Source organism: Nonomuraea terrae (assembly GCF_004348995.1).
In the GTDB taxonomy this organism is placed as follows: domain Bacteria; phylum Actinomycetota; class Actinomycetes; order Streptosporangiales; family Streptosporangiaceae; genus Nonomuraea; species Nonomuraea terrae.
In genome coordinates this window covers 1-23313 of sequence record NZ_SMKQ01000093.1, presented here as the reverse complement: position 1 = coordinate 23313, position 23313 = coordinate 1, and the positions used below count along the sequence as shown (strand labels likewise).

The 23313-nt window shown below is 70.7% G+C and carries 20 protein-coding genes; 15 read left to right on the top strand and 5 right to left on the bottom strand.

What is annotated here, in order from left to right:
• Positions 1 to 12 precede the first annotated feature (12 nt).
• From qcrC to qcrB, 3 genes are read left to right on the top strand one after another with little or no spacing between them, the layout of a single operon-like run.
• Positions 13 to 822 (top strand): cytochrome bc1 complex diheme cytochrome c subunit, encoded by an 810-nt coding sequence (gene qcrC / locus E1286_RS26185; RefSeq protein WP_132616432.1) that lies wholly within the window; start codon positions 13 to 15, stop codon positions 820 to 822.
• Entirely contained in the window at positions 819 to 1931 is a 1113-nt protein-coding gene (gene qcrA / locus E1286_RS26180; RefSeq protein ID WP_132616430.1) for a cytochrome bc1 complex Rieske iron-sulfur subunit, read from the top strand. Before qcrC ends, qcrA begins: the two co-directional genes overlap by 4 nt.
• Entirely contained in the window at positions 1928 to 3610 is a 1683-nt protein-coding gene (gene qcrB, locus E1286_RS26175) for a cytochrome bc1 complex cytochrome b subunit (protein WP_246075159.1), read from the top strand. The genes qcrA and qcrB overlap by 4 nt, the downstream gene beginning before the upstream one ends.
• Before the next feature lie 60 nt (positions 3611 to 3670).
• Here the strand turns inward: qcrB and E1286_RS26170 are convergent, their stop codons facing one another.
• The gene (locus E1286_RS26170; protein WP_223190389.1) at positions 3671 to 4216 is read right to left on the bottom strand and encodes a YceI family protein; all 546 of its coding nucleotides are present in this window, start codon (positions 4214 to 4216) and stop codon (positions 3671 to 3673) included.
• Positions 4217 to 4305: 89 nt separating this feature from the next.
• Between E1286_RS26170 and E1286_RS26165 the strand changes: the two genes are divergently transcribed.
• Positions 4306 to 4803, top strand: a complete 498-nt coding sequence (locus E1286_RS26165) for a MarR family winged helix-turn-helix transcriptional regulator (RefSeq protein WP_132616426.1) — start codon at positions 4306 to 4308, stop codon at positions 4801 to 4803.
• A gap of 1120 nt (positions 4804 to 5923) precedes the next feature.
• On the opposite strand, the gene E1286_RS26160 is transcribed toward E1286_RS26165, so the two are convergent.
• A complete protein-coding gene (locus tag E1286_RS26160; RefSeq protein ID WP_111184801.1) occupies positions 5924 to 6211 on the bottom strand; it encodes an Lrp/AsnC family transcriptional regulator in 288 nt (95 codons plus the stop codon).
• Between the two features lie 17 nt (positions 6212 to 6228).
• Positions 6229 to 7953: a DEDD exonuclease domain-containing protein gene (locus E1286_RS26155; protein ID WP_132616424.1), complete on the bottom strand. Its 1725-nt coding sequence runs from the start codon at positions 7951 to 7953 to the stop codon at positions 6229 to 6231.
• 75 nt (positions 7954 to 8028) lie between these two features.
• Here E1286_RS26155 and E1286_RS26150 point away from each other — a divergent pair, with 75 nt between their 5' ends.
• From E1286_RS26150 to E1286_RS26130, 5 genes are all read left to right on the top strand, one after another.
• Positions 8029 to 9528, top strand: a complete 1500-nt coding sequence (locus tag E1286_RS26150) for a serine/threonine-protein kinase (protein ID WP_132616422.1) — start codon at positions 8029 to 8031, stop codon at positions 9526 to 9528.
• Positions 9518 to 10975: a serine/threonine-protein kinase gene (locus E1286_RS26145; RefSeq protein WP_132616420.1), complete on the top strand. Its 1458-nt coding sequence runs from the start codon at positions 9518 to 9520 to the stop codon at positions 10973 to 10975. Before E1286_RS26150 ends, E1286_RS26145 begins: the two co-directional genes overlap by 11 nt.
• 71 nt (positions 10976 to 11046) lie before the next feature.
• Positions 11047 to 12999 (top strand): hypothetical protein, encoded by a 1953-nt coding sequence (locus E1286_RS26140; RefSeq protein ID WP_132616418.1) that lies wholly within the window; start codon positions 11047 to 11049, stop codon positions 12997 to 12999.
• Between the two features lie 423 nt (positions 13000 to 13422).
• Complete coding sequence (locus E1286_RS26135; protein ID WP_223190387.1) at positions 13423 to 13887, top strand: winged helix-turn-helix transcriptional regulator; 465 nt, start codon at positions 13423 to 13425, stop codon at positions 13885 to 13887.
• A 423-nt stretch (positions 13888 to 14310) separates the two neighbouring features.
• Positions 14311 to 15183, top strand: a complete 873-nt coding sequence (locus E1286_RS26130; RefSeq protein ID WP_132616414.1) for an aldo/keto reductase — start codon at positions 14311 to 14313, stop codon at positions 15181 to 15183.
• Positions 15184 to 15372: 189 nt separating this feature from the next.
• Here E1286_RS26130 and E1286_RS26125 read toward each other — a convergent pair whose 3' ends face one another.
• The gene (locus E1286_RS26125; protein WP_132616412.1) at positions 15373 to 16551 is read right to left on the bottom strand and encodes a serine/threonine-protein kinase; all 1179 of its coding nucleotides are present in this window, start codon (positions 16549 to 16551) and stop codon (positions 15373 to 15375) included.
• A 185-nt stretch (positions 16552 to 16736) separates the two neighbouring features.
• Between E1286_RS26125 and E1286_RS26120 the strand changes: the two genes are divergently transcribed.
• The 6 genes from E1286_RS26120 to E1286_RS26095 all read left to right on the top strand — a co-directional run bounded on the left by E1286_RS26120 (position 16737) and on the right by E1286_RS26095 (position 22055).
• Entirely contained in the window at positions 16737 to 17159 is a 423-nt protein-coding gene (locus tag E1286_RS26120; RefSeq protein ID WP_132616410.1) for a winged helix-turn-helix transcriptional regulator, read from the top strand.
• A 492-nt stretch (positions 17160 to 17651) separates the two neighbouring features.
• Positions 17652 to 18215: an NADPH-dependent FMN reductase gene (locus E1286_RS26115; protein ID WP_132616408.1), complete on the top strand. Its 564-nt coding sequence runs from the start codon at positions 17652 to 17654 to the stop codon at positions 18213 to 18215.
• 155 nt (positions 18216 to 18370) lie between these two features.
• Positions 18371 to 19435, top strand: a complete 1065-nt coding sequence (locus E1286_RS26110) for an LLM class flavin-dependent oxidoreductase (RefSeq protein ID WP_132616406.1) — start codon at positions 18371 to 18373, stop codon at positions 19433 to 19435.
• 39 nt (positions 19436 to 19474) lie between these two features.
• Positions 19475 to 20284, top strand: a complete 810-nt coding sequence (locus E1286_RS26105) for an NADPH-dependent F420 reductase (RefSeq protein WP_223190385.1) — start codon at positions 19475 to 19477, stop codon at positions 20282 to 20284.
• 117 nt (positions 20285 to 20401) lie between these two features.
• A complete protein-coding gene (locus E1286_RS26100; RefSeq protein WP_132616404.1) occupies positions 20402 to 21100 on the top strand; it encodes an SDR family oxidoreductase in 699 nt (232 codons plus the stop codon).
• A gap of 325 nt (positions 21101 to 21425) precedes the next feature.
• On the top strand, positions 21426 to 22055 hold the full coding sequence (locus E1286_RS26095) for a cysteine hydrolase family protein (protein ID WP_132616402.1): 630 nt from the start codon (positions 21426 to 21428) through the stop codon (positions 22053 to 22055).
• A gap of 454 nt (positions 22056 to 22509) precedes the next feature.
• On the opposite strand, the gene E1286_RS49420 is transcribed toward E1286_RS26095, so the two are convergent.
• Positions 22510 to 22974, bottom strand: a complete 465-nt coding sequence (locus tag E1286_RS49420; protein WP_223190383.1) for a PH domain-containing protein — start codon at positions 22972 to 22974, stop codon at positions 22510 to 22512.
• Positions 22975 to 23313 lie beyond the last annotated feature (339 nt).

The window sequence follows — 23313 nt, the reverse complement described above, 5'->3', positions numbered from 1 at the left end:
AACGGGATCTCTGTGATTAGGATCACCGCTTGGCGGCGGCATCCCCTCGCGAGATACGCCGTCCTGATTTTGGCGTTGGCGCTGGTCGGGATGGTATACGCCGCCTTTGTCCAGGCGGGTAAGCCTGCCGACGCGGCATTGGCGGCAGGCAAGGTCGACGACGTGGCCGAGGGCAAGAGCCTGTTCGTCCAGCACTGCTCGAGCTGCCATGGGATGAACGCCGAGGGCACCACCACGGCACCCACGCTCATCGGCGTGGGCGCTGCCGCCGTCGACTTCCAGATGAGCACCGGCCGCATGCCGGCCGGCGCTCCAGGGCCGCAGGCGCCCCGTAAGCCTTTGGCCCCGTGGGTCAACGAGACGACGACCCGCCAGATCGCGGCGTACGTGCAGTCGCTGGGCGGCGGCCCGCAGGTGCCCGCCGCCGAGCACGTCGACCCCAAGCTCGGCGACGCCGGCAAGGGCGGCGAGCTCTTCCGCGCCAACTGCATCCAGTGCCACAACTGGGCCGGCGCCGGCGGCGCCCTGACCCAGGGCAAGTACGCGCCCAACCTCAACTCGGCGACCCCCACGCAGATCTACGAGGCCATGATCACCGGCCCGCAGGCCATGCCGGTCTTCAACGACACGACGATCACGCCCGAAGAGAAGCGCAGCATGATCGCCTACATCACCCAGGTCCGTGAGCAGAAGGACCCGGGTGGCTTCGGTCTGGGACGCATCGGCCCGGTCACCGAGGGTCTCGTAGCGTGGATCGTGGGACTCAGCGCCCTCGCACTCGCCGCCATCTGGATCACCGCGAAGAAGCGACAGAAGTCATGACAGACAACGAGCACGAGATCGAGCAGCCGGACGAGCGCGTTCCCAAGCGCGTCATCGGCACCCCCCCACCGGGCACCTCGATGCTCGGCACCGTGGAAGCGCCCCGGGCCGAGGAGGAGGTCCCGGGCGTCACGCTGCAGGACGAGGCCAAGGCCCGCAAGGCCGAGAAGATCGTCGCGCTCTGCTTCGTGATCACGTTCCTGGCGGCCATCGCGTTCATCATCTCCTACGTGGTGTTCCAGGTCGGCAGCCCCGAGGCGACGGGAGCGTCCAACCTCGCGCTGGGCTCGTCGCTGACGGTGGCGATCCTCAGCCTCGCGATCGGCATCGTGATCTGGGTCCGCCAGATCATGCCGAAGTACTCCCTCGTCCAGGAGCGCCACCCGATGGTCTCCGACGAGGAGGACCGCGGGGTCGTGGGCAAGACGTTCGTCCAGGGCGCCAACGAGAGCGGCTTCGTCAAGCGCAAGCTGCTGCGCCGCACACTGCTGCTGGGCGCGGCCCCGCTGGGCCTCATCCCGCTGGTGCTGCTGCGTGACCTCGACAACACCAAGATGCCGGGCTCGCAGTTCAACAAGCTGCTGCGGCACACGGTCTGGGGCGAGAAGACCAAGGAGGGCAAGCCGCTGCGGCTCGTCGTCGAGGGCACCGGCCAGCCCATCAGGGCGGCCGACTTCAACTCGCCCGGCGGCATCCTGTCGGTCGTCCCCGAGGGCTACGAGCACGACCTCACCGCCCTGGCCAAGGCCACGCTGATCCTGATCAAGTTCCGTCCCGAGGAGCTCAAGAGCGGCGTCAGGCAGAACTGGACGCACGACGGCATCGTGGCGTACTCGAAGATCTGCACCCACGTGGGCTGCCCCGCGGCCCTGTACGAGCAGAACACCCACCACATCCTCTGCCCGTGCCACCAGTCGACGTTCGACGCCGCCGACGGTGCGAAGGTCATCTTCGGCCCGGCCGCCCGGCCGCTGCCGCAGCTGCCGATCACCGTCGACTCCGAGGGTTACCTCGTCGCCCAGGGCGACTTCGAGGTGCCCGTCGGGCCCAGCTACTGGGAGCGCGGTGACGCCGAGGCCGAGGCCCGGGCCAAGGGAGGCCAGGCGTGAGCGAGCTGAAGACCGTCCCCCAGGCCATCACCGGGCCGTCGAACTTCCTCGACGAGCGCCTCGGTGGGGCCAACTTCCTCAAGCGCAACCTGCGCAAGATCTTCCCCGACCACTGGTCGTTCCTGCTGGGTGAGATCGCGCTCTACTCCTTCGTCATCCTGCTGCTGACCGGTACGTTCCTGACGTTCTGGTACAAGCCGAGCATGATGGAGGTCGCCTACGACGGCTCGTACGCGCCGCTCAGGGGCGTCATGATGTCCGAGGCCTACGCGTCGTCGCTGGAGATCAGCTTCGACGTCCGGGGTGGTCTGCTCATCCGGCAGATGCACCACTGGGCGGCCCTGCTCTTCGTGGCCGGCATGATGGTCCACGCGCTGCGCGTGTTCTTCACCGGCGCCTACCGCAAGCCGCGTGAGATCAACTGGATCATCGGCGTGCTGCTGCTGACGCTGGCGCTGGCCGAGGGCCTGACCGGCTACTCCCTCCCCGACGACCTGCTCTCCGGCGCCGGTCTGCGGATCACCGAGGGTGTGGCGATCTCGCTGCCGCTGGTGGGGACGTACATCACGTTCTTCCTGTTCGGCGGGGAGTATCCGGGTCACGACGTCATCTCCCGGTTCTACTCGCTGCACATCCTGCTCATCCCGGGCATCCTGCTGGCGCTGATCTCGGCCCACATGGTGCTCATGTGGGTGCAGAAGCACACGCAGATGCCGGGCAAGGGCCGGACCAACCAGAACGTGGTGGGCGCGCCGTTCTACCCGGCCTTCATGGCGAAAGCGGGAGCGTACTTCCTGTTCACGCTCGGCGTGATCGCCGGTCTGGGGACGTTCGCGCAGATCAACCCGATCTGGATCTTCGGCCCGTACACACCGGCCGACGTGTCGGCGGGTTCGCAGCCCGACTTCTACATGGGCTTCCTCGAAGGCGCGCTGCGCATCATGCCACCGTGGGAGATCAACCTCTTCGGCACGGCCCACGCGGGCACCCTGCCGCTGAGCGTCATCATCCCGGCGCTGGTGCCGATGGGCATCATCATGACGGGCCTGGCGCTCTATCCGTTCCTCGAACGCTGGGTGACGGGCGACCACCGCGAGCACCACGTCGCCGACCGTCCGCGCAACAACCCGCACCGCACCTCGATCGGCATCTCCGCGATGACGTTCTACGGCGTGTTGTGGCTGCTCGGCGCCAACGACGAGATCTCCGCCTTCTTCCACATCAGCCTCAACTGGACGACGTACGCCGGTCGGGTGCTGATCTTCCTGGGGCCGGCGCTGGCGTACCTGATCACCTACCGCATGTGCCTGGGCCTGCAGCGCTCCGACCAGGCGGTCATCTCGCACGGCGTCGAGTCGGGGGTGATCAAGCGGCTGCCGCACGGTGAGTTCATCGAGGTCCACACGCCGCCGGCGGAGGACATCGAGGCTCACATGCGGGGCAAGCAGCCGGTGCCGATGCTGCCGGTGGCCGAGGACGCCGCGGGCATCCCGCCGAAGGGCATGCGCGGGCCGCTCGGCAGGCTGCGCGCCCGGATGTCCAAGGCGTACGGCGGGGAGAAGATCCCGCTGGAGGACCCGCACGGGCACGAGGAGCACGCCGCCATCGGTCACGGTGGCGAGGAGGAGCAGCACGCCGCCGTCGGTTCGAGCGACGACGACCGCAGCCTCACGCACTGATTCCTGCCGCCACAACCGCACGGGCCCGGACGAGCTTGTCGTCCGGGCCCGTCGGCGTCTTCAGGCGTTCTTGATGAGTGACAGGTCGAAATCGAGGGTGATCTTGTCCGAGATCATCACGCCGCCGGTCTCCAGCACGGCGTTGGTCGTGATGCCATAGTCGCTGCGGTTGATCGCGAGGCCGCCTTCGAAGCCGACGCGGGTGACGCTCTGGGCGTCGACCGAGGTGCCGGTGTAGTCGAGCGGAATCGTGATCTTCGTGGTCACGTCGCGGATCGTCAGGTCGCCGGTCACCTCGAAGCTGTCACCGCCGACGTGCTTGACATCGGTGGAGACGAAGGTGATGTGCGGGTATTTGGCGACGTCCAGGAAGTCGCCGGTGCGCAGGTGGTCGTCGCGCATGCCGTTGCCGGTCTCGATGCCGGCCACGTCGAGGGTCATGCGAGCGCTGGAGGCGCCCGGGTTGGCGGCGTCCAGGTGGACGAGGGCTTCCTTGAGGGGGATGCTGCCGCGGACCTTGGTGACCATCGCGTAGCGGGCCGTGAAGCCGAAGCGGCTGTGGGCGGGGTCGATGGTGTAGTCGCCGGTGAGGTCGCTGGGGTGCACGTCTGGCTCCAATTAGTTCAGCGCTGGATAATTGAGCATGACAATACTTGCATGTATTTCAGCGCGCAACCATCCAGTACGATGCCGAAGTGACGCGATGGCTGGACGACGACGAACAACGCGCCTGGCGCGCCTTCGCGGTGGCGACCCGGCTGCTCAACGACCGGCTGGAGCGTGACCTGCTGGCCGCTGCCGACATGCCGCCCACCTACTACGAGCTGCTCGTCCTGCTGTCGGAGGCGCCCCAGCGGACCCTGCGCATGAGCGAGCTGGCGCACTGGACCAACTCCAAGCCCAGCCGCATCTCCCATGCGGTCGGCAAGCTCGAACAGAAGGGCTGGGTGCGCCGCGAGCATTTCGCCGGGGACCGGCGGGGCTGGCTGGCCTTCCTGACGGACGAAGGGCTCGCCGCGCTGCAGGCGGCGGCTCCGCGGCACGTGGCCAGCGTCCGAGAGCACCTGATCGACCTGCTGACGCGGGAGCAGCTGCGGCAGCTGGAGGACATCAGCCACGCCATCCTCGACCACCTGGGCGCCTCGGTCCCCTCGTCCCAGCCACCGACCGCCCCGGTCGACCCTGCCGGGTGATCCAGGAGTACGGCTCCGGACGCCGGCCTGGTGGTCGACCCGGAGTGAACGGCACCTGGCGTGGGGGGATCCAAGAGTGCCGATGTCCAAGGGATGCGGGCACTCCTATCGCCTAGGGAGGCGGACTGCCGCGCCGCTGTGGGCAGGCCACCGCCGGTGGCAGGTCCTGACTGACAGTCACCCGCCGCCGCGAGGGTCGGCCGCCCGGCTCTTCCCCGGCAGCCCACCGCCCGGCGTGGAGCGCCGTCGGCGAGTGGTCCCGCCGTCGGCTCCAGGCGCGTGCGTCCGCGGGACGCGGGCGGCTTTGCGCGTATGCCGATCTGCCTGTACGCCGTGGGCCGCGCATCAGCTGGCTGACGGCGGCGAGGCCCGACGAGGTCACGCGCGACTCGTCGTGCCTCGCCGACGGCATTCGCCGAGGGCTCATCTCCGCCGGAGCACTCGTACCCGGCCGAGCAGTGACGGGTCGGCGGGCGGCGCGGGTGAGATGAGGTGCTGGAATCCGGCGGCAGCGGCATGGCCCTTGCCCGGGTCGGGGGATTCGGTGAGGCGCGGCCGGCCGGTGCCCGGTGGGTGCCGCTGCGGCCTCTCGGGCGAGATGAATGGCGCGAGGTGGCGCGCATCGTCGGCGCCACGCCGCCTGCGGGAAGGGCGTCAGCGTGGACAGCGCGGCCCGTCTGTCCGCCTGTCCGCGGAGTGAGGTCCGCTGTACGGTCACATACGCCTGGGATGAGCCCATATGCACCGGTGGTGGAGGCGTGTGCCGGGCTTGGCCGGTCACTGTGCATCACCAGGGGTGCCGGTCTACGTGCCGTGCGGTGGTGCGGGCCTGGGTGCACCACCAGGGCGGCCGGTTCAGTGTGTGGTCTGTGCCGTTCCGGGATGCAGTACCGGGGTGCCGGTTCACGTGCGCGGTCATGCCGGTTCGGACACGCCACCGGAGGTGTCGCACCGCGTGCGTCCAGGCAGTGCCTGTCCTGTGGAGTCCGCCCGTACGCCGGTGGCCTTGGGCGTGCTGAGAACCCGCGAGAGCGGGCGGTGGTGTGCGGGCGTGCGCGTGCTCGCGGGCCTCGGGACGCGAGCCTGAGGCCAGGGTGAGGGGGCGGGTCGAGGGGCGCGGTCAGTCGGCTTCGGGGAAGCCGATGGAGAAGGCGGACTCGAGGTCGTGCCGGGAGTAGGTGCGGAAGGCGATGTGCGTCTCCGTGTGCAGCACGCCGGGCACCTTGTTGATCCGCCCCGGGATCACCTCGGCGATCTCCTCGTACGCGGCCACCCTGACCATGGCCAGCAGGTCGTACTCGCCGGTGATGGAGTAGACCTCGCTGACCCCCTCGATCTCGGCGATCGTCTGGGCGACCTCCGGGATCCGGTCTACCTCTGCGTTGATGTGGACGATAGCCGTGACCATGAATCAACTCTATCGTTTCACCCCAAAGGTCGTCCCTCTCGCCTGGGCTGCCGGTCGGGGAGGCGGTAGGCGAGGTCGATGCGGGCCTTGTGGCGGGCCGCTCCGTGGGCAGGCAGGGACCACTCGCCGTCGACCTCCACCAGCCGCACCCCGGGCGACTCCAGCCAGCGCAGGATGCACTCGGTCTCCTCGGCGCTCGCGGCGTGCACCGGGCCGGGGCCGGGGATCACCGCTTCCGCGGTGGCCTTCAGTGAGGCCACGAAGGGCGTCGGATGGACGCCCTTCGGCATCACCCCGGCCGCCGCGAGCCGGCCGTAGCGGACGACGTGGATGTCCCATCCGCCGCCGAACGCCGGGCTGGCGGCCACCAGCTCCGGGATGCGGGTGATGGAGCTGAGGCGCTGCATGCGGGCCGCCGTACGGACGAAGGAGGCCAGCCTGTCGCGGTCGACGGACGCCTCCTCGTAGCGCTGCTCCACCGACAGCCGCTCCATGCGGGCCGAGACGGCGGAGAAGACAGGGGAGGCGTCGAGCGTCATGGCGCGGCGGGCGCTCTCGACGTGGATCGCGTATTCCTCCGGGGTCTGCTTGCCCTCGCAGGGCGCGCCGCAGCGGCCCATCTCGTGCAGCACGCAGGCCGCGCGCCGGGTGCGCAGCGAGATCGGCTGGGTGCACTGACGCAGCGGCACGGCCTCGTGCAGGGCGATGCGGGCCTCGTCGGCCAGCCGCGCGCTGGAGAACGGGCCGAGGTAGGTGGCGCCGTCGTCCTTCAGCTCGCGGACGATCGACAGGCGGGGGAAGGCGTCGGTGGTGAGCTTGAGCCAGAGCATCTTCTCGGGGAAGCGGGAGCGGCGGTTGTAGCGCGGCTTGGCCCCGCCGATCAGGCGCAACTCCCTGACCTCGGCCTCCAGCGCGGTCGAGCAGACGATGTGGCGCACCTGCTCGGCGATGCCGATCATCTCGCGGATGCGCGGGCGGGTCTCTCCGGCCGTGAAGTAGGAGCGCACGCGGTTGCGCAGGTTGGTGCTCTTGCCGATGTAGAGGACCTCGCCGCGGGCGTCCTCGAACATGTAGACGCCCGGGGCGTGCGGCACGGACTCGGCCAGGTGACGCTTGCGCTGCTGCTCGGGCGTGGGCGCGCGGACGAACGACTTGAGCTCTTCGAGCGTGTGGACCTGGAACGACCCGGCCCGCTCGATCAGCCCGTGGAGCACGTCGACGGTGGCCCTGGCGTCCTGCAGGGCGCGGTGGCACGGCTCGACCGGGCTGCGGAAGAAGCGCGCCAGGGTGGCGAGCTTGGCGTTGGGGACCTCGTCGCGGGTCAGCACCCGCCGGGCCAGGTCGACGGTGTCGACGACCGGGTTGGACGGCGGGGGATAGCCGAGCGCGGCGCAGGCGGCCTTGACGAAACGGGTGTCGAAACCGGCGTTGTGGGCCACCAGCGTGGCGCCGCGGATGAACTCGAGGAAGCTCGGCAGCACCGACTCGATCTTCGGCGCGGCCATGACCATGGCGTCGGTGATGCCCGTCAGCACGGAGATGAACGGCGGGATCGGCCCGCCGGGGTCGACCAGCGTGGAGAGCTCGCCGAGCACCTCGCCCGCCCGCACCTTGACCGCGCCGATCTCGGTGATCGCGTCTTCGGCGGGCGCGCCGCCGGTCGTCTCGAGGTCGAACACGACGAACGTGACCTGGCTCAGCGGCGTGCCGAGCTCGTCGAGAGTTCCTTGAACCGGTTCCACGAACCAAGACCATAGAGAGGCCCACCGACAGGAACGAGTAACCACCCCTCTTGATCCTTAGTTACCCTTCCCTTTATGTCGGCGGGAAGACTGGCCGGCCGCTATTCCCTGATTCGCCCCCTCGGGGCGGGCGGCATGGGAAAGGTGTGGCTGGCACGGGACGAGATGCTCGATCGCGACGTCGCGGTCAAGGAGCTCACGCTGCCCGAGGGCATGGCGCCCAAGGAACGGGCCGACTCGGTGACCAGGGCCGTGCGCGAGGCCCAGGCCACCGCGCGGCTGCGCCACCCCGGCATCGTGGCGCTGCACGACGTCGTCGTCGAGCAGGACCGCCCGTGGCTGGTCATGGAGTTGCTGCGGGGCCGTACGCTCGCCGACACCGTGCGGGAGTTCGGCCCCATGCCGCCCGCGTACGCCGCGAAGGTCGGCGCCGACGTGCTGGAAGCGCTGACCGAGGCCCACCGGCAGGGCATGCAGCACCGCGACGTCAAGCCGGCCAACGTGTTCCTGACCGAGAGCGGCCGGGTCGTCCTCACCGACTTCGGCATCGCGCGGCAGGAGGGCCAGGCCACCATCACCGAGCAGGGCATGATGATCGGGTCGCCCGGGTTCATCGCGCCCGAGCGGCTCGAGGGCCAGCCCGGCGGCCCGGCCGGCGACCTGTGGTCGCTCGGCGCCACGCTGTACGTCGCGCTGGCCGGCCGCCCGGCCTTCGAGGGCTCGGCGGCCGACCGGGTGCGCGCCACGCTGACGCAGCCGGTGCCGGTCGTGCCGGGGCCGCTCGGTCCGCTGGTCGCCGCCATGATGGCGCCCCACCCGGCGGCCCGTCCTGAGGCGCGCGTGGTCGTCGACGCGCTCCGGCAGGTGGCCGCCGGCGGGCCGCTGCCGCCGTTGCCGGACAGCCAGGCCCCCACCGCCCCGCGCCGCGTCCGGCGGCGCGGCCGTACCGTGCTCTGGGTCGCGGTGGCGACGGCGGCGGCCGTGGTGCTGGCCGCGGGGGGCTTCCTCCTGCTGCGCGGGAGCGGCGGGACGCCGGAGGCCTATACGGTGCCCATGGACGTCTGCACGCTGATCAGCTCCGAGGAGGTGCGCGGGATCTTGAAGACGCAGAGCCCGCCCAAGGCGAAGCCCGGCTCCGACGAGGTCGGCCCCACGTGCGAGTGGCCGATGGCCCAGACCGGCATCGGCGTGCAGGTGCAGAAGGACTCCGACACCGTCGACCCGTGGTCGATGACCCCCGTCACGGCCCACACGCTCTTCGAGAACCAGAAGCGCTACTGGAGCCGCTACGACGACCTCGACTGGACGTGGCCCGAGATCGGCGTGACCAAGAGCCAGAAGGCCAAGCGCACGCCGATCCGCGACATCAAGGGTCTCGGCGAGGAGGCGTTCGCGTACGAGCTGACGGGGTCCACGGGCCGGGTGCACTCCGCCCACATCTTCTACCGGGTGGCCAACCTCGTGGTGAACATCGAGTACACCACGCTCGCCGACCGGCCCACCGACGAGGACGTCAAGCAGGCGGCGCTGAGGGCCGCGCGGGCGAGCGAGCAGGCGTTGCGCGATGCAGGGTGAGCTCTATCTGCTGGCCGGCCGCTACCGCCTGATCGAGCGGCTCGGCCAAGGCGGCGCCGGCACGGTGTGGCGGGCCATCGACGAGATCCTGGACCGCCAGGTCGCCGTCAAGCAGGTGCGCGTGCCGGAGGAGATGAGCCCGCGCGAGCACGCCGAGTTCGCCGACCGGGCCATCCACGAGGCCAGGTCGGCCGGGCGGCTGCGTGACCCGGGCATCGTGCTCGTGCACGACGTCGTCCTCGAGGGCGGCCAGCCGTGGATCATCATGGACCTCGTCACCGGGCGCTCCCTCGACAAGGTGATCAAGGATCAGGGGCCGCTCCCGCCCGCGTTCGTGGCCGCGATCGGGTTACGCGTGCTGTCGGCGCTGGAGGTGGCCCACGCGCACGGCATCCTGCACCAGGACGTCAAGCCGGGCAACATCCTGCTCGACGCCGACGGCTCCGCCATGCTCACCGACTTCGGCATCGCCGCGTCCATGAACGGGCGGGGCGACCGGTACGGCAGCGCCGGCTCACCCGGCTACATGGCGCCCGAGCGGCTCAACGAGCAGCCCTCCGGCCCGTCAGCCGACCTGTGGTCGCTCGGCGCCAGCCTCTACACGGCGGTGGAGGGGCAGGCGCCGTTCGAGCGGGCGCTGCCCGCCGCGGTGGCGGCGGCGGTGCTGCTGCACGAGCCGCCGTTCCCGTCGCGGGCGGGGCGCGAGCTGGGCGGCCTGCTGATGGCCATGCTCGCCAAGGACCCCGCCACCCGGCCCACCGCGGCCCAGGTCCGGCAGGTGCTCACCCGGCAGACCGACCCCGCCACCGCGCCCCGCGCCCGGCGGACCCCTGCCCGGCGCCGGTGGCTGCTGCCGGCGGTGCTCGCCGCCGTCGTGGCGCTGGGCGCGGGCGGCTGGTACGCCACCGGCGCCCTGGGCGAGCGGACGAAGGAGCCCGGCCGCTACGCCACCGCGCCCGACCCGTGCCGGCTGCTGACCGACGCCCAGGTCGCTGAGGTCACGGACGGCGCCCCGCGGCGGTCCGCCACTCGCACGGGCGAGTGCCAGTGGGCCGTCTCCCGCCGCACGGGGCAGGACAACCGCGTCATCGTGCGGGTCTGGGCCGAGCGTCCCACGAATGAGCTGGCCGGCCCCCAGGTGGCCGAACGCCGCTTCGCCAGCGAGCGCAGCACCCGCTCCGCCGCCGAGGGCACGGCGATGCGCCAGATGTACGGGGCTCTCCGGGACGTGTCCGGCATCGGGGACGCGGCGGTCGTTCAGAACAGCTTCGTGTTCTATATGACGTCCACTGATTCCGGCAAAGCAGACAGCACGCTGCTTTTCCGAACGAGTAATCTGCTGGGCGAAGTGATCTGGCATCGTGAGGACGTGCCCGTCAAGGCCGAAGGGGACGAGGAAACGGCCATCGCCGCCGCGCGCCTGGTCTTCGCGGCTCTGGCGAAATGACCGTTGTAAGCACTTTGCAAGGGTTCTGACTAGCATGTCCCCCCGACGTCACGGCAACCTCAGGAGTCCCCGTGAACCCCGGTAGCGAGTACGAGCAGCCCACCACGCCTCCGCAGGGGCCGGGCGCGCCGTTCGGGCCGCCGAACATGCCGCCCCGCGTGCCGCCGGACGTACCGCAGAACACTCCGCCGAGAACGCCGCCGAGAACGCCGCCGAACGTCCCCGGGAACACGCCCCCTGGCGGGCCGCCGCAGATGCCCCACACCATGCCGCCGAGCGGGCCGCAGCAGATGCCGCCCGGCGGGTCCCACAACCTGCCGCCGAGCGGGCCGCAGGGCATGCCGCCGCACGGGCCGTGGAGCATGCCCATGGGCGGGCCGCAGAACGTGCCGCCCAGCGGGCCGCAGAACGTCCCCCCTGGGTGGCCGCAGAACATGCCGCCGGGCGGGCCTCCCGGCATGCCGCCGGGCGGGCCGCCAGGTATGGGGCCCGGCATGCCGCCCCCGCCCCAGGGGCCGCAGTACGGGCAGCCGCCCGTCCAGCACCACGCGCCGCCGAACCCGCCGTCGACGCTGCGCATGTCCATGGGCGAGCAGACGGACGCCCTCAAGGCTCGGCCCACCTGGCTGCTGCCTTCGCTGGCCGCGCTGTTCGTCGTGCTGATCGCCGCCACCGGCGTGGGGGCTTATCTCCTGTCCGGCGGCGACGCCCCCTCCGACTCGCCCCCGTCCGCCGACGGCGATCCCGCGCCCGCACGGCCGGCGGCGACCGCGGCGGCGGGGCCCGACGTGTGCGCCATGCTGCCGAAGGACGAGGCCGACCGCCTGGTGCCCGACGCGACCGTATCGAGGTCGTCCCGCGAGAACGAGAACACGGTCGACTTCTCCTGCAACTGGCTGAACCGCCGCATCTCGTTCGGCGAGTACTGGCGTGACAGGGAGATCGACGTCAAGATCGCGCAGCACAAGGGCGACGGGGCCAAGACCGGCCGGGCGATGGCGCAGAACTCGTACGAGATCGACTACGGCAGCGCCCGGTACGGCGCGACGGCCAAGCCGTCGCTCGACCCCGAGGAGAAGGAGCAGATCTCCCAGGTCAAGGACATCCCGGGCGTCGGCGACGGAGCGTTCGCCCAGTACACCTGGCGCCGCGACGACATGCTCTGGTACGCCTTCGGCACGGCGTACGCACGGGTGGGCGACATGACGATGGAGGTCAAGTTCCAGGCGGGACAGCAGCGCAAGGACGCCGAGATCCTGTCCAACGAGACCACCCAGGCGATCACCGAGGCCAACGCGATCCGCGAGGTGAGCGGCCTGGTGAAGCACTTCGCCAAGGGTGCGGCCGACTGGCAGGCGCGCAACCCGAACGTGCTGGCCAAGCCGGAGGCCACGCCGAGCGCGACCACCTCGCCGACCCCTCGGGCGACGCCGTCGCCGACCGTGCTGGCGTCGTTCCCCGCCGAATGCGCGGCCATGTCGGAGACGGCCATCCGGCTCGTGCCCGAGGCCACCACCCGGGCGCGCGGCACCGCCGTCGGGAACGACAACCAGACCGAGTGCCGCTGGCTCAACCGGGAGCTTTCCGGCGGCCCCGGCATCACGAAGATCCGCAGCGCGCTGATCACCGTGCACCGGTTCACCAACCGGGCGGGCGCGATCGACGAGCCCGCGGCCAAGGCGTTCTACACCAGTCAGTTCGGCAGTGCCAAGAACACCGCCGAGTCCTCGATCGGCCGCATCGTCTGGGGCAAGCTGACCGAGGTCGACGGGCTGGGCGACCAGGCGTACCGGCAGTTCACGCAGATCAGGCAGGGAGAGGTCTCCGCCTCCAGCGGCAGCGTGGTCATGCGCAAGGGTGCGGTGGTCGTCCAGATCGACTACAGCGGCCAGCAGCGGCCCGAGGGAGAGACGACCGACTCGCCCAAGGTCGAGCTCATGACCGAGAAGGAGGCATTGGCGGGGGCGCACAGCCTGGCGTCGGCGTACCAGAGAGTGCTGAACGCGCAACCGACCGGCAGCTGAACGCACAGGCCGTCGACGCGGACCCCCGCGACAGCGGCTTCGACACCGCCACGGCGACCAACAGGCCGGCCGGCAGGGGCAGCGCCGACCACGGTCACGATGGGCCCCGAAGCGGTGAGGGCGATCGCGGTGTTCGGGACGGGCGGTGGCCGCGGCATGGTGGCCTCGCGTACCCGTCGAGGCAAAGCTGAAGGCACCCGGCATGTCCTGCTGGGACATGCCCGCAGACCTCGTGGCCGCCCCGGCGGTGCGGCGCCATCGCCAGTGGACCTGCGCCCAGGCAGGTGGGTGCTGGGCGCTTCCAGGCCGCCGGAGTGCTGCGGGTTCTGATGCGGAGCCGGCCGTCAGCGTCGTCGCAGAGGCGGCGGTGTGCTCCCGCCGGACGTCTGAGTACATTAACAATATTCATCGGTTGAAGGGGGCATGATGGCCGTCCATCAGAAGGGCTCATCCCCGGCGGACGAGCCGGCCTGCTCGATCGAACGGAGCCTGCAGGTCCTGGGGGAGCGATGGACGTTCCTGATCCTGCGCGAGATCTTCCAGGGGAGGCACAAGTTCGCGGAGATCAGGGATGCCCTGGGCGTCGCTCCCAATCTCTTGAGCGCTCGGCTGAAGACCCTTGTCGATGCCGGCGTGCTGCGGACCCTCAGCTACCGGGAGCCGGGCAGCAGGCAACGGGAGAGCTATCACCTCACCAAGGCCGGCGCGGACTTGCAGCTGGTTCTGGGCGCCTTGCAGCAGTGGGGCGACGTCCACCGCGCCCGACCGGTCGGGCCCTCCGCCCTGCGCAGGGCGCGCTCCACCGGCGAGCCGGTGCGGGTCGCGTTCGTCGACAGCGCCGGCCGTGAGGTGGCCGGTGCGGACGTCCTTCTCGACGTTCGCCCCTGAGGCCGGTGCGTTCCCGGCGAGCTGCACGGGGCGGCGTGGCGCCGCCCGGCCCCCGACCGTCACCCGTCAAGGGCTCACCGACGCGCTCGAGCGCGGGACGGGCAATCCGGCCATGGGGCGAGGCGCTCGTCGACGAGCAGGCCGCCCATGCCAGGGCCGCCCTGTCCCGGTCGCTGAACGCCCGGCGTTCTCGGCGGCACGGCTTTGCCGGATGTTGAGGTAGGGCGCAGGGCAACCGGGCAGGCGCGGTCGTGCCTGGTCACCCGCGCCTGCGCCGACGTGTGCGGCAGGGTCGCGCCGGCCGGCCGGATACGCCGGTGACGCGGGCCCTGGTCGGCCGCGGCGACACCCCGGCCGGTGGACCCCGGTCCTCCGTCACCCGCACGCCCGGCCTTGCCCGGCAAGCAGAGAAAGGAACCCGTGATGACTTCTGTGAGGGCCGACGCGTCCGGCCGATTCGTCATCGACGATGCTCTCCCCGTCAACCGCCTCGGCTACGGAACCATGCAGCTGACCGGCCCCGGCGTGTGGGGGCCGCCCGCCGATCCGGACGCGGCTGTGCGGGTGCTGCGCCGGGCGGTGGAACTCGGTGTGACTCTCTTCGACACCGCCGACTCCTACGGCCCGTTGGTCGCCGAGCCGCTGCTACGGCGCGCTCTCGCCCCGTACGAGGAGGACATCGTCATCGCCACCAAGGCGGGGTTCACCCGGCAGGGCCCCGACAGGTGGACACCGCTCGGCAGGCCGGCCTACCTGCGCCAGCAGTGCGAGATGAGCCTGCGCATCCTCGGAGTCGACCGGATCGCGCTGTTCCAGTTGCACCGCGTCGATCCAGAAGTGCCCCTCGAAGACCAGGTCGGCGAGCTCGAAGCGCTGAAGGACGAAGGGAAGATCGCGCACATCGGCCTGTCGGAGGTGAGCGTCGACCAGATCGAACAGGCCCGCGCCATCGCGCCGATCGCTTCCGTGCAGAACCTGTACAACCTGGCCGACCGCACGGCCGAGAACGTGCTCGACTACTGCGAAGGCCACCACATCGCCTTCATCCCGTGGTTTCCGCTGGCCACCGGCGACCTGGTGAAGTCCGGTGGACCGCTCGAAGCCATCGCCTCCCGGCTGTCGGCCACGCCGTCACAACTCGCGCTCGCGTGGCTGCTCCACCGCTCCCCGGTCATGTTGCCCATTCCCGGCACCTCGTCGGTCGAGCATCTGGAGCAGAACGTGGCCGCCGCAGGCCTGCAGCTGACCGATGACGACATCACCGAGTTGACCGCGGCGGTCACGTCGCCAAGCTGACCGGCGATCCCCCCGGTGAGGGCGCCTGACGGGCACCGGGCGTTCACCGGGCGGGCAACAGCTCCCGTGCTGAGATCGGATTCGTTCCGGGGGTCGGAAGGGCGGGCATCGCGCCCCACGGCCTCATGGAGCCCACGGCGCCAGGTCACCCGGGCAGCCGGTCTCCTCGGCGCGCCGGCCGAGGCACGGTCAGGGGCCGCCGGGGCCCGCCGGCGCGGATGAGTGGCAGGACCGCCGGTCACGCAGGTCAGCGGCGTGGCGGAACCACGCGTCCAGCGATCCCGCGCGTCCGCCGGGCTGCCGAACACTGATGAGAACAGCAGCGTGCCGGCCGTCGCGGCCACAACCGCGCCGGCGGCCACGAACCCGACACCGGCGATCGGCCCTCCAGGACGTGGGAGAGCTGAGCGCCGTGGTCGCGAAAGCCGGCGGTGCCGCATGCCTGCCCTTCGCCCGGCCCCGCCCAGGGTCGCGGGCGGGCGCGGTAGCGTGATGCCGGTGCCGGCCGGCAGGCTGGGCCTCGCGCGCGGGCGCGGTGGCGCTGACGGTGGGTGACGGCCGGTGGTCCCCGCCGACGAGATCGCACAGCGCGTCCACGGCCGCTGGACGGACCGCCGGATTCTTGGCCAGGCAGGCCGCCACCAGCCGGCGCAGCGCGTCGGGCAGGCCGGACAGGTCGGGCTCGGCGTGCAGGACGGCGTTGAGCGTCGCCGGCACGGTACCGCCCGCGAAGGCCGGTCGGCCGGTCGCCGCGAAGACCATCGTGCCCGCCCACGAGAACATGTCGGAGGCGGGGGTGAGCGGCTGGTCGTCGAGCTGCTCCGGCGCCATGTACGCCGGCGTGCCCGCCGGCTCGGTGGAGCCGGTGGCGGCGTCCAGCGCGAACGCGATCCCGAAGTCGATCACCACGGGCCCCTCCGGGCCCATGATCACGTTGCTCGGCTTGACGTCGCGGTGCACGATCCCGGCCGCGTGGATCGAGGTCAGAGCGGTCAGCGTGGTGACCGCCAGCCGCTCCAGCCCGCTGCCGCTCCGCGGCCCGGCCTCCTTGACCAGCGCCTCCAACGACGGTCCCGGAACGTATTCGCTGATGATGTACGGACGCATCCCGGTGAAGCCGGTCTCCAGCACGCGGGCCGTGGAGAAGGCCGCCAACCGCTGTGCGATCTCCGCCTCGCGGCGGAACCGTTCCCTGACGGGGGAGTCGGCCGCGAAGCACGGGTGCAGCATCTTGATCGCCACCTGCCGCCCACCGGGCGACTCGCCGAGGAAGACCGCGCCCTGGCCGCCTTGGCCCAGCTGTCTCACCACGTGGTAGCCGCCGACGTGTGCCGGGTCTCCGGGGACCGGCACAGGAAGATCCTGCATGGTACGTCACCTCTCCTGATCGTGCCGTGCTGCACCGTCCCGGTGGATGCCCCCGGCCTGGGTGTCGGGCGCGGTCATGGCGGGGCTCCTCCAGGAGTTACTTTTGGTCACTGATGTACTCTTCGATAACCGGTAACAGCAACGTGACCTGGTCACCTTCAGGTGACGGAGGAAGCGGAGGCCCCATGTCGCACCAGGCCGAGGCGGACAGGGTGCTGCGTTCGTTGGACAGGACGTGCCTCGAGCACGACCCGGATGTTCTCCGGTCCGTACTGGACCGGGTCGGTGACAAGTGGAGCCTGATCCTCATCGGTCTGCTCGGCGAGGTGCCGATGCGCTTCACCGAGCTGCTGCGGACGGCGCCCGGCATCTCCCGCCGCATGCTGACGTTGACGCTGCGCGGCCTGGAGCGTGACGGGTTCGTCAAGCGGGTGGTCTATCCGGAGATCCCGCCTCGGGTCGAGTACGAGGTCACCCCGTTCGGACGCACCCTGTCCGAGCCCGTCCTGGCGCTCGCCCGGTGGACGGCCGACAACCAGGACACGATCCGCGCCAACCGCCGGGCCTTCGACAAGGCGGCCGGTCACGACACCGACGATCTCGACTGAGCCCTGGCCGGTTCACCGGATGTGACCACGGTTCAGTTGAAGTTACCGATCAGCGGCGTGTACTCAGTACTCGGAAGCCACTGAGGTCGACGGCGAGCCCTGCTCGGACCGTCGGCGCACGTACGGGAGATGATCGCCATGCTTTCGCCCGCCCCCTGAGCCGATCGACGGTTCAGCGATGACCTGCCGACCGGGCAGGTGACCCGAAGTTCCGGCCGGCCGTGCCCTCAGGGCGAATGAGGAACCGCGCGACGTCCCGCCTGAACCGCCTCGAACACCCGGGGCGATCGGGTCTCTCCCTGAACCGGCGACTTCAGGCGCTCACCGCGGATGCGCGAGCCGGCCGCCGCCGTCCCACGGTGGCGGCGTCGTGCCCGCGCAGCTCCCCGCGTGATGCTCCACGCCCTCGCCCTGGACTGCCCCAGGGCTTCCTTGGCGACCCCACATCACGGGTCATCACTGCCATGAACACATCCCTGTGAAAGGACCGCAATGATTCGCATCGGCATCATCCTCGGCAGCACTCGCCCCGGTCGCAACGGCGAACAGGTGGCGCACTGGGTGCTGGAGCACGCCTCCCGGCGCACGGACGCCGCCTTCGAGCTCGTGGACCTGCTGGACTACCCGCTCCCGCACCTGGACGAGCCCATGCCGCCGACCTACGGCCAGTACCAGAACGAGCACACCAAGGCGTGGTCCGCCAAGATCGGCTCCTACGACGGCTTCGTCATGGTGACGCCCGAGTACAACCACTCCACCTCGGGTGTGCTGAAGAACGCCATCGACTACCTGTTCGCCGAGTGGAACCACAAGGCCTTCGGCATCGTGTCCTACGGGAGCGTCGGTGGTGCCCGGGCGGCGGAGCATCTGCGGCTGATCGGCGGCGAGCTCAAGCTCGCCGCCGTGCGCACCAACGTGGCCCTGTCACTGTTCACCGACTTCCAGGACTTCAGCAAGCTCGCGGCCGGCGAGCGCCAGGTGGCCGCCCTCACGACCATGCTCGATGAGGTGGTCGCCTGGAGCCGAGCCCTGGCTCCGCTCCGCCAGGCCGCCTGAACCCCGTGCCGGCCGGGGTCTTTCCGCACACGCCCCGGCCGGCACGGCGACCACCCGCCCGCGGACATCCGGTGCACCGGCATATCCCCGCACCGCCCATGTCGGCGTCGGCGGCGGCGTCGATCACTTCGGAGCGCCACAGAGCAGGAGGAACCATGAGCGTCGGCAGGATCGAACACCCACCATTCGAGCTGGGACTCAACTCGTTCGGAGAGGTCGCGACGGACGGCGGGCGCGTGCTCAGCGACGCCGAGACCGTGCGCCTGCTCGTGGAGGAGGCCCGGCTCGCCGAGGCGGTGGGGCTGGACGTCTTCAGCGTCGGCGAGCACTACCGGGACGGGCACAACGACTCCGCCACCCCGGTGCTCCTCGCCGCGATCGCCACCGCCACGCGGCGCATCAGGCTCGGCACGTCGGTGACCGTGCTGAGCACGAACGACCCGGTCCGGCTGTACCACGAGTTCTCCACCCTCGACGCGGTGTCCGGCGGCCGCGCCCAGATCGTGCTCGGCCGCGCCTCCGCGACGGAGTCGTTCTCGCTGTTCGGCTACGACCTGGCCGACTACGAGCGGCTGTTCGAGGAGAAGCTCGACCTCTTCCTGCGGCTCGAACGCGAGGAGCGGGTGACCTGGTCGGGGACGGTGAGATCGCCTCTCGCCGGGCAGCGGCTGCACCCCCGTATGCGGCCGGGAGGCATCCCCACCTGGATCGGCGTGGGCGGCAGCCCCGACTCCGTGGTGCGCGCCGCCCGCCACGGCCTGCCCCTCATGATGGCCGTCATCGGCGGACGGCCTGGGCGCTTCGCGAGGAACGTCGCGCTGTACCTCAAGGTGCTCGAGCGCTTCGGCCATGCCGAGCTGCCGATCGGCCAGCACTCGCTCGGCCTCGTCGCGGACACCGACGAGGAGGCCGTCGAGACCTGGTGGTCGTACTGGCAGCCCGTCGCCGCGGCGCTGGCGGCCGAGCGCGGCTTCTACGCGCCAAGCCGGGAGCGGTACGAAGCCGAGCTCGAGCACGGCGCGCTCCTCGTGGGATCGCCCGAGACGGTCGCCCGGAAGATCGTCCGGATGGCCCGCGACCTCCACCTGAGCCGCTTCGATCTCAAGTACGACATCATGCACCTTCCTCGCGACGCCCGTGCCCGCACGATCGAACTGCTCGGCCGCGAGGTCGCCCCGCGCGTACGCGAGCTGCTCGCCTCGGACACGGTCGGCTCCTGACGCCCGGTCCCTCATCACACCTCGAGGAAGAAACCCCAGATGAGCGACTTCCCCTCCGGGCAGGACGATGACGCCACCCGGCAGCGACGTGGAGCGACCATGAAACCCGGCGACGTTCGCACCATCGGCATCCTCGGCGCCGGCAAGGTCGGCACCGTCCTGGCCCGCCTCGCGGTCGCGGCCGGCTACCGCGTCCTGATCGCGGGCTCCGGCGAGGCCGCGCGGATCTCGTTGATCGTCGAGGTCGTCACGCCCGGCGCGACGGCGGTGACCGCGGCGCGGGCCGCGTCCGAGGCGGACGTCGCGGTGCTCGCCCTGCCACTCGGTAAGCATCGCGACGCCCCCGCCGGGGCGCTGCGGGGCAAGCTGGTGGTCGACGCGATGAACTACTGGTGGGAGATCGACGGGGTGCGCGACGACCTCACCGACCCGCGTACGTCCTCCAGCGAGATCGTCCAGGCGTTCCTTTCCGGAGCCCGGGTCGTCAAGGCCTTCAATCACCTGGGCTACCACGACCTCGAAGACGGCGCCCGTCCCGCCGGCGCCGCCGGCCGCAGCGCGATCGCCGTCGCCGGCGATGATCCGGCCGACGTCGAGGTCGTCGCCTCGATCGTGGACGCGCTCGGCTTCGACCCGGTGATCGCGGGCCCGCTCGCCGAGGGCGTCCGCCTGGAGCCGGGGACGGAGCCTTTCGGCGCGAACGTCGGCGCCGCCGAGCTGCGCGCCATGCTGGAACGTTTCCCGGAGTCGCCGCGCGGGCGCGAGGTGCTGCGCGCGCGGCGGGCACGTCCCCGGGTGGTGGAGCGATGGCATCCAGGCCTGAGTTGTGAATCTAAACTCAGGGGGTAGGGTGGACTCCCGGGCATCGATGCCGAGCCAACGGCTCGGGCGTGCCCGAGCCGGCCCGCATGGCTTGCCGCTCCGGCCGACATTCGGGGCATGACACGCGCACGATGAGGAAGAACTATGGAGATCAAGGGATCAGTCGCCCTGGTGACGGGCGGAAATCGCGGTATCGGCCGCGCGTTCGCCCGCACACTCGTCAATCACGGCGCGGCGAAGGTCTACGTCGGCGTCCGTGACCCGGCGAGCGTGCCGGATGCCGACGTCGTTCCTGTACGTCTGGACGTCACCGACGAGGAGAGCGTCGCGGCGGCCGCGGCCACCGCCGGCGACGTCTCCATTGTGATCAACAACGCGGGGGTCGGCAGTGCGAGCACCAAGCTGATGCAGGGTCCTTTCGACGGTGCTCGCCAGGCGATGGAGGTCAACTATTTCGGCACCTGGGCGGTGTCTCGGGCCTTCGCTCCCGTCCTGGCCCGCAACGGCGGGGGAGCCCTGGTCAACATGCTGTCGGTGGCGTCCTGGGTCGGTCAGCCGGAGTTCCCCGGGTATGTGGCTTCGAAGGCCGCGCAGTGGTCGCTGACGGACGCCCTGCGCAAGGCGCTGCGCGGGCAGGGAACACTGGTGGTCGGGGTGCATGCGGGTTTCGTGGACACGGATCTCAGCGCCTGGACCGATGCGCCGAAGATCAGCCCCGGCGTCGTGGCCGAGCTGACCATGGACGCTCTGATCCGTGACCGGTTCGAGGTCCTGGCCGACGAGCAGAGCCGCGCCGCCAAGGCCGCGCTGTCGGAGCCGGTCGGCGCGCCGCCCGGCCTCTGACGATCGGTTCCGGGTACGCGCGGACCTGCTTCTCATGGACCTGTTTGAGCTACTGGATCCGCGATGGCGGGACGGCGCCCTCTACGTGGATCTTGCGGGAGGCGATCCCCCGTTCGCGGGTCGCCGCTTTGTCCGCCCGCGAGTGGCCCATGTCGGCCCTGCTTTTTTCTGGGGGCGGCGCAGTGGAATTATCGTGCATGTGGATGACATGCATCATCCACATGCGCACAAAAGAGCATTTGACCTGGCTCTTCTTGACTCTTTAAATGATGAGAACAATTCTTGTTTGGGTATTTTCCATCATTTGCGGCAAGGAGCAGAAGCCATGTCACAGGCGTATGACCCCCGCCACACGGCCGTGCTTCTGGTCGACCCCTACAACGACTTCCTGTCAGAGGGCGGCAAGATCTGGCCGCGCGTGCAGCCCGTAGCGGAGCAGGTCGGACTGCTGGACCACCTGCGCTCCCTGATCGCATCCGCCCGAGAGGCGAGCATGCGTGTGATGATCGTTCCGCACCGTCGCTGGGAGCCTGGCGACTACGAGACATGGGATCACCCCAACCCCACCCAGCGCGCCATCATGGACCGGCACAGTTTCGCCCGCGGGACGTGGGGTGGGGAGTTCCACCCCGACTTTCAGCCGCAGCCCGGCGACATCGTGGCCCGGGAGCACTGGGCACAGAGCGGGTTCGCCAACACCGACCTGGACTTCCAGCTCAAGCAGCACGGCATCAGCCATGTCGTGCTCATCGGCCTGCTCGCCAACACCTGCATCGAGTCCACCGGCCGATTCGCCATGGAGCTCGGCTACCACGTCACGCTGGTGCGTGACGCCACCGCGGCGTTCCTCCCCGAGATGATGCGCGCCGCGCACGAGCTGAACGGCCCCACCTTCGCCCACGCCATCACCACCACGGACAAGCTCACCGCCGCGTTCGCGGGGACCCACGCGTGAGACTGGCGAGTCCGCCCTGGGGGAGTCCGTCGGCTGCGAAGGGTGCTTTCCATGCCTCTGCGTCACGTTGATGGATCTCCTCGTTCGGATTACACATCCGAGCACGGCGATGAGGCCGTGGGGGAGAAGGCCTTCATCAGGTACTCGCTGTCGCCTGTGAGAGCGCGGACGTAGCCACGAATGAACGTGCCCGGCCGGTTCTCTGAGATGTCGACGTGGGCTCGGACGGCCAGTCCAGGGCGTGGATCGGCTGCCGGGACTGTGAGTGGCGTCACGTTAATGGAGCTGCAACCGCTCTGCAAGTGCCGCAAATACGGTTATGTCCGTAAGTATCTGAGCCGCGCGATCGGGTTTGTCCAGTACAGGGGCATGGGCAAGCAGAGGGGGATCACGCGGCTCAGTGCTGCCGGGGCTGTCTCGCCTGGCTCAGCGCTCCGGGCGGACCAGGAGCGGCTCAGCGCTCCGGGCGGACCACGAACGGGTCGAGCAGCCCGGGGACCGCCCGCGCGGCCAGGTCGAGGCCGTCGCCGCGGCCCACGTCCACCACCTCGTAGTGGCCGCGCCCGGCCGCCGTCGTCGCGCTGACGGTCAGCAGGCCGGAACGGCGCTGGAAGTACGACTCCGTGAACGTCCATCCGGAGATGCCCCGGCGCTCGAGCGCCACCGTACGGCGAACCACGGCGCCGCGGCGGGTCACGAGGTGACGGACGCCCAGCGCGTGACCGAGGCTCGCCGCGCTCGTCACGGCCGCCCACAGCCCCGCCACCAGCACCGCGGCCGGGACCAGCCACACCCACGCCCGCACGTCCTGCCACGGGAGGGCCCACGAGGCGACCCCGGCCGCCACGGCCGTCAGCGCCGTGCCCACCACCGCGCGGCTCATCCGCCTGCGCCGCGCCGCCGGCGGATGCGGCACCATGACCGCCTCCGGCGCATGCCGGACGGACGGACGCGGTTCTCCCCGCCCGTGACGGGAGGCCGGATCCGACGCCATCCAGGTGGCCGGAGGTGGTTGCGTCCGGGCATGCGGGGCGTTGGGTGTGGGTTCCGTCCGCGGGTGTGCGGCGTTGGGTGTGGGTTCCGTCCGGGTGCGCGCGGTCGTCGGGGTCGGTTCCGTCCGGGCGTGGGGGGCCGCCGGAGTCGGCTCCAACCGCGCGTGCCCGGGGGCCGAGCGTGGATTCGTCGGCGGGTGTTGAGGCGTCGGGGCCGGCGGTGGTGACCCGGGTGTCAAGCCTGGTAGGGGAGCGCCGGCGATGGC

Bases quoted from the DNA above. Each gene is read 5' to 3' on its own strand.
- qcrA (WP_132616430.1), top strand. From the start codon at position 819: ATGACAGACAACGAGCACGAGATCGAGCAGCCGGACGAGCGCGTTCCC.
- E1286_RS26160 (WP_111184801.1), bottom strand. From the start codon at position 6,211: ATGGTCACGGCTATCGTCCACATCAACGCAGAGGTAGACCGGATCCCG.
- E1286_RS26150 (WP_132616422.1), top strand. From the start codon at position 8,029: ATGTCGGCGGGAAGACTGGCCGGCCGCTATTCCCTGATTCGCCCCCTC.
- E1286_RS26145 (WP_132616420.1), top strand. From the start codon at position 9,518: ATGCAGGGTGAGCTCTATCTGCTGGCCGGCCGCTACCGCCTGATCGAG.
- E1286_RS26135 (WP_223190387.1), top strand. From the start codon at position 13,423: ATGATGGCCGTCCATCAGAAGGGCTCATCCCCGGCGGACGAGCCGGCC.
- E1286_RS26130 (WP_132616414.1), top strand. From the start codon at position 14,311: ATGACTTCTGTGAGGGCCGACGCGTCCGGCCGATTCGTCATCGACGAT.
- E1286_RS26125 (WP_132616412.1), bottom strand. From the start codon at position 16,551: ATGCAGGATCTTCCTGTGCCGGTCCCCGGAGACCCGGCACACGTCGGC.
- E1286_RS26120 (WP_132616410.1), top strand. From the start codon at position 16,737: ATGTCGCACCAGGCCGAGGCGGACAGGGTGCTGCGTTCGTTGGACAGG.
- E1286_RS26115 (WP_132616408.1), top strand. From the start codon at position 17,652: ATGATTCGCATCGGCATCATCCTCGGCAGCACTCGCCCCGGTCGCAAC.
- E1286_RS26110 (WP_132616406.1), top strand. From the start codon at position 18,371: ATGAGCGTCGGCAGGATCGAACACCCACCATTCGAGCTGGGACTCAAC.
- E1286_RS26105 (WP_223190385.1), top strand. From the start codon at position 19,475: ATGAGCGACTTCCCCTCCGGGCAGGACGATGACGCCACCCGGCAGCGA.
- E1286_RS26100 (WP_132616404.1), top strand. From the start codon at position 20,402: ATGGAGATCAAGGGATCAGTCGCCCTGGTGACGGGCGGAAATCGCGGT.
- E1286_RS26095 (WP_132616402.1), top strand. From the start codon at position 21,426: ATGTCACAGGCGTATGACCCCCGCCACACGGCCGTGCTTCTGGTCGAC.
- E1286_RS49420 (WP_223190383.1), bottom strand. From the start codon at position 22,974: ATGGTGCCGCATCCGCCGGCGGCGCGGCGCAGGCGGATGAGCCGCGCG.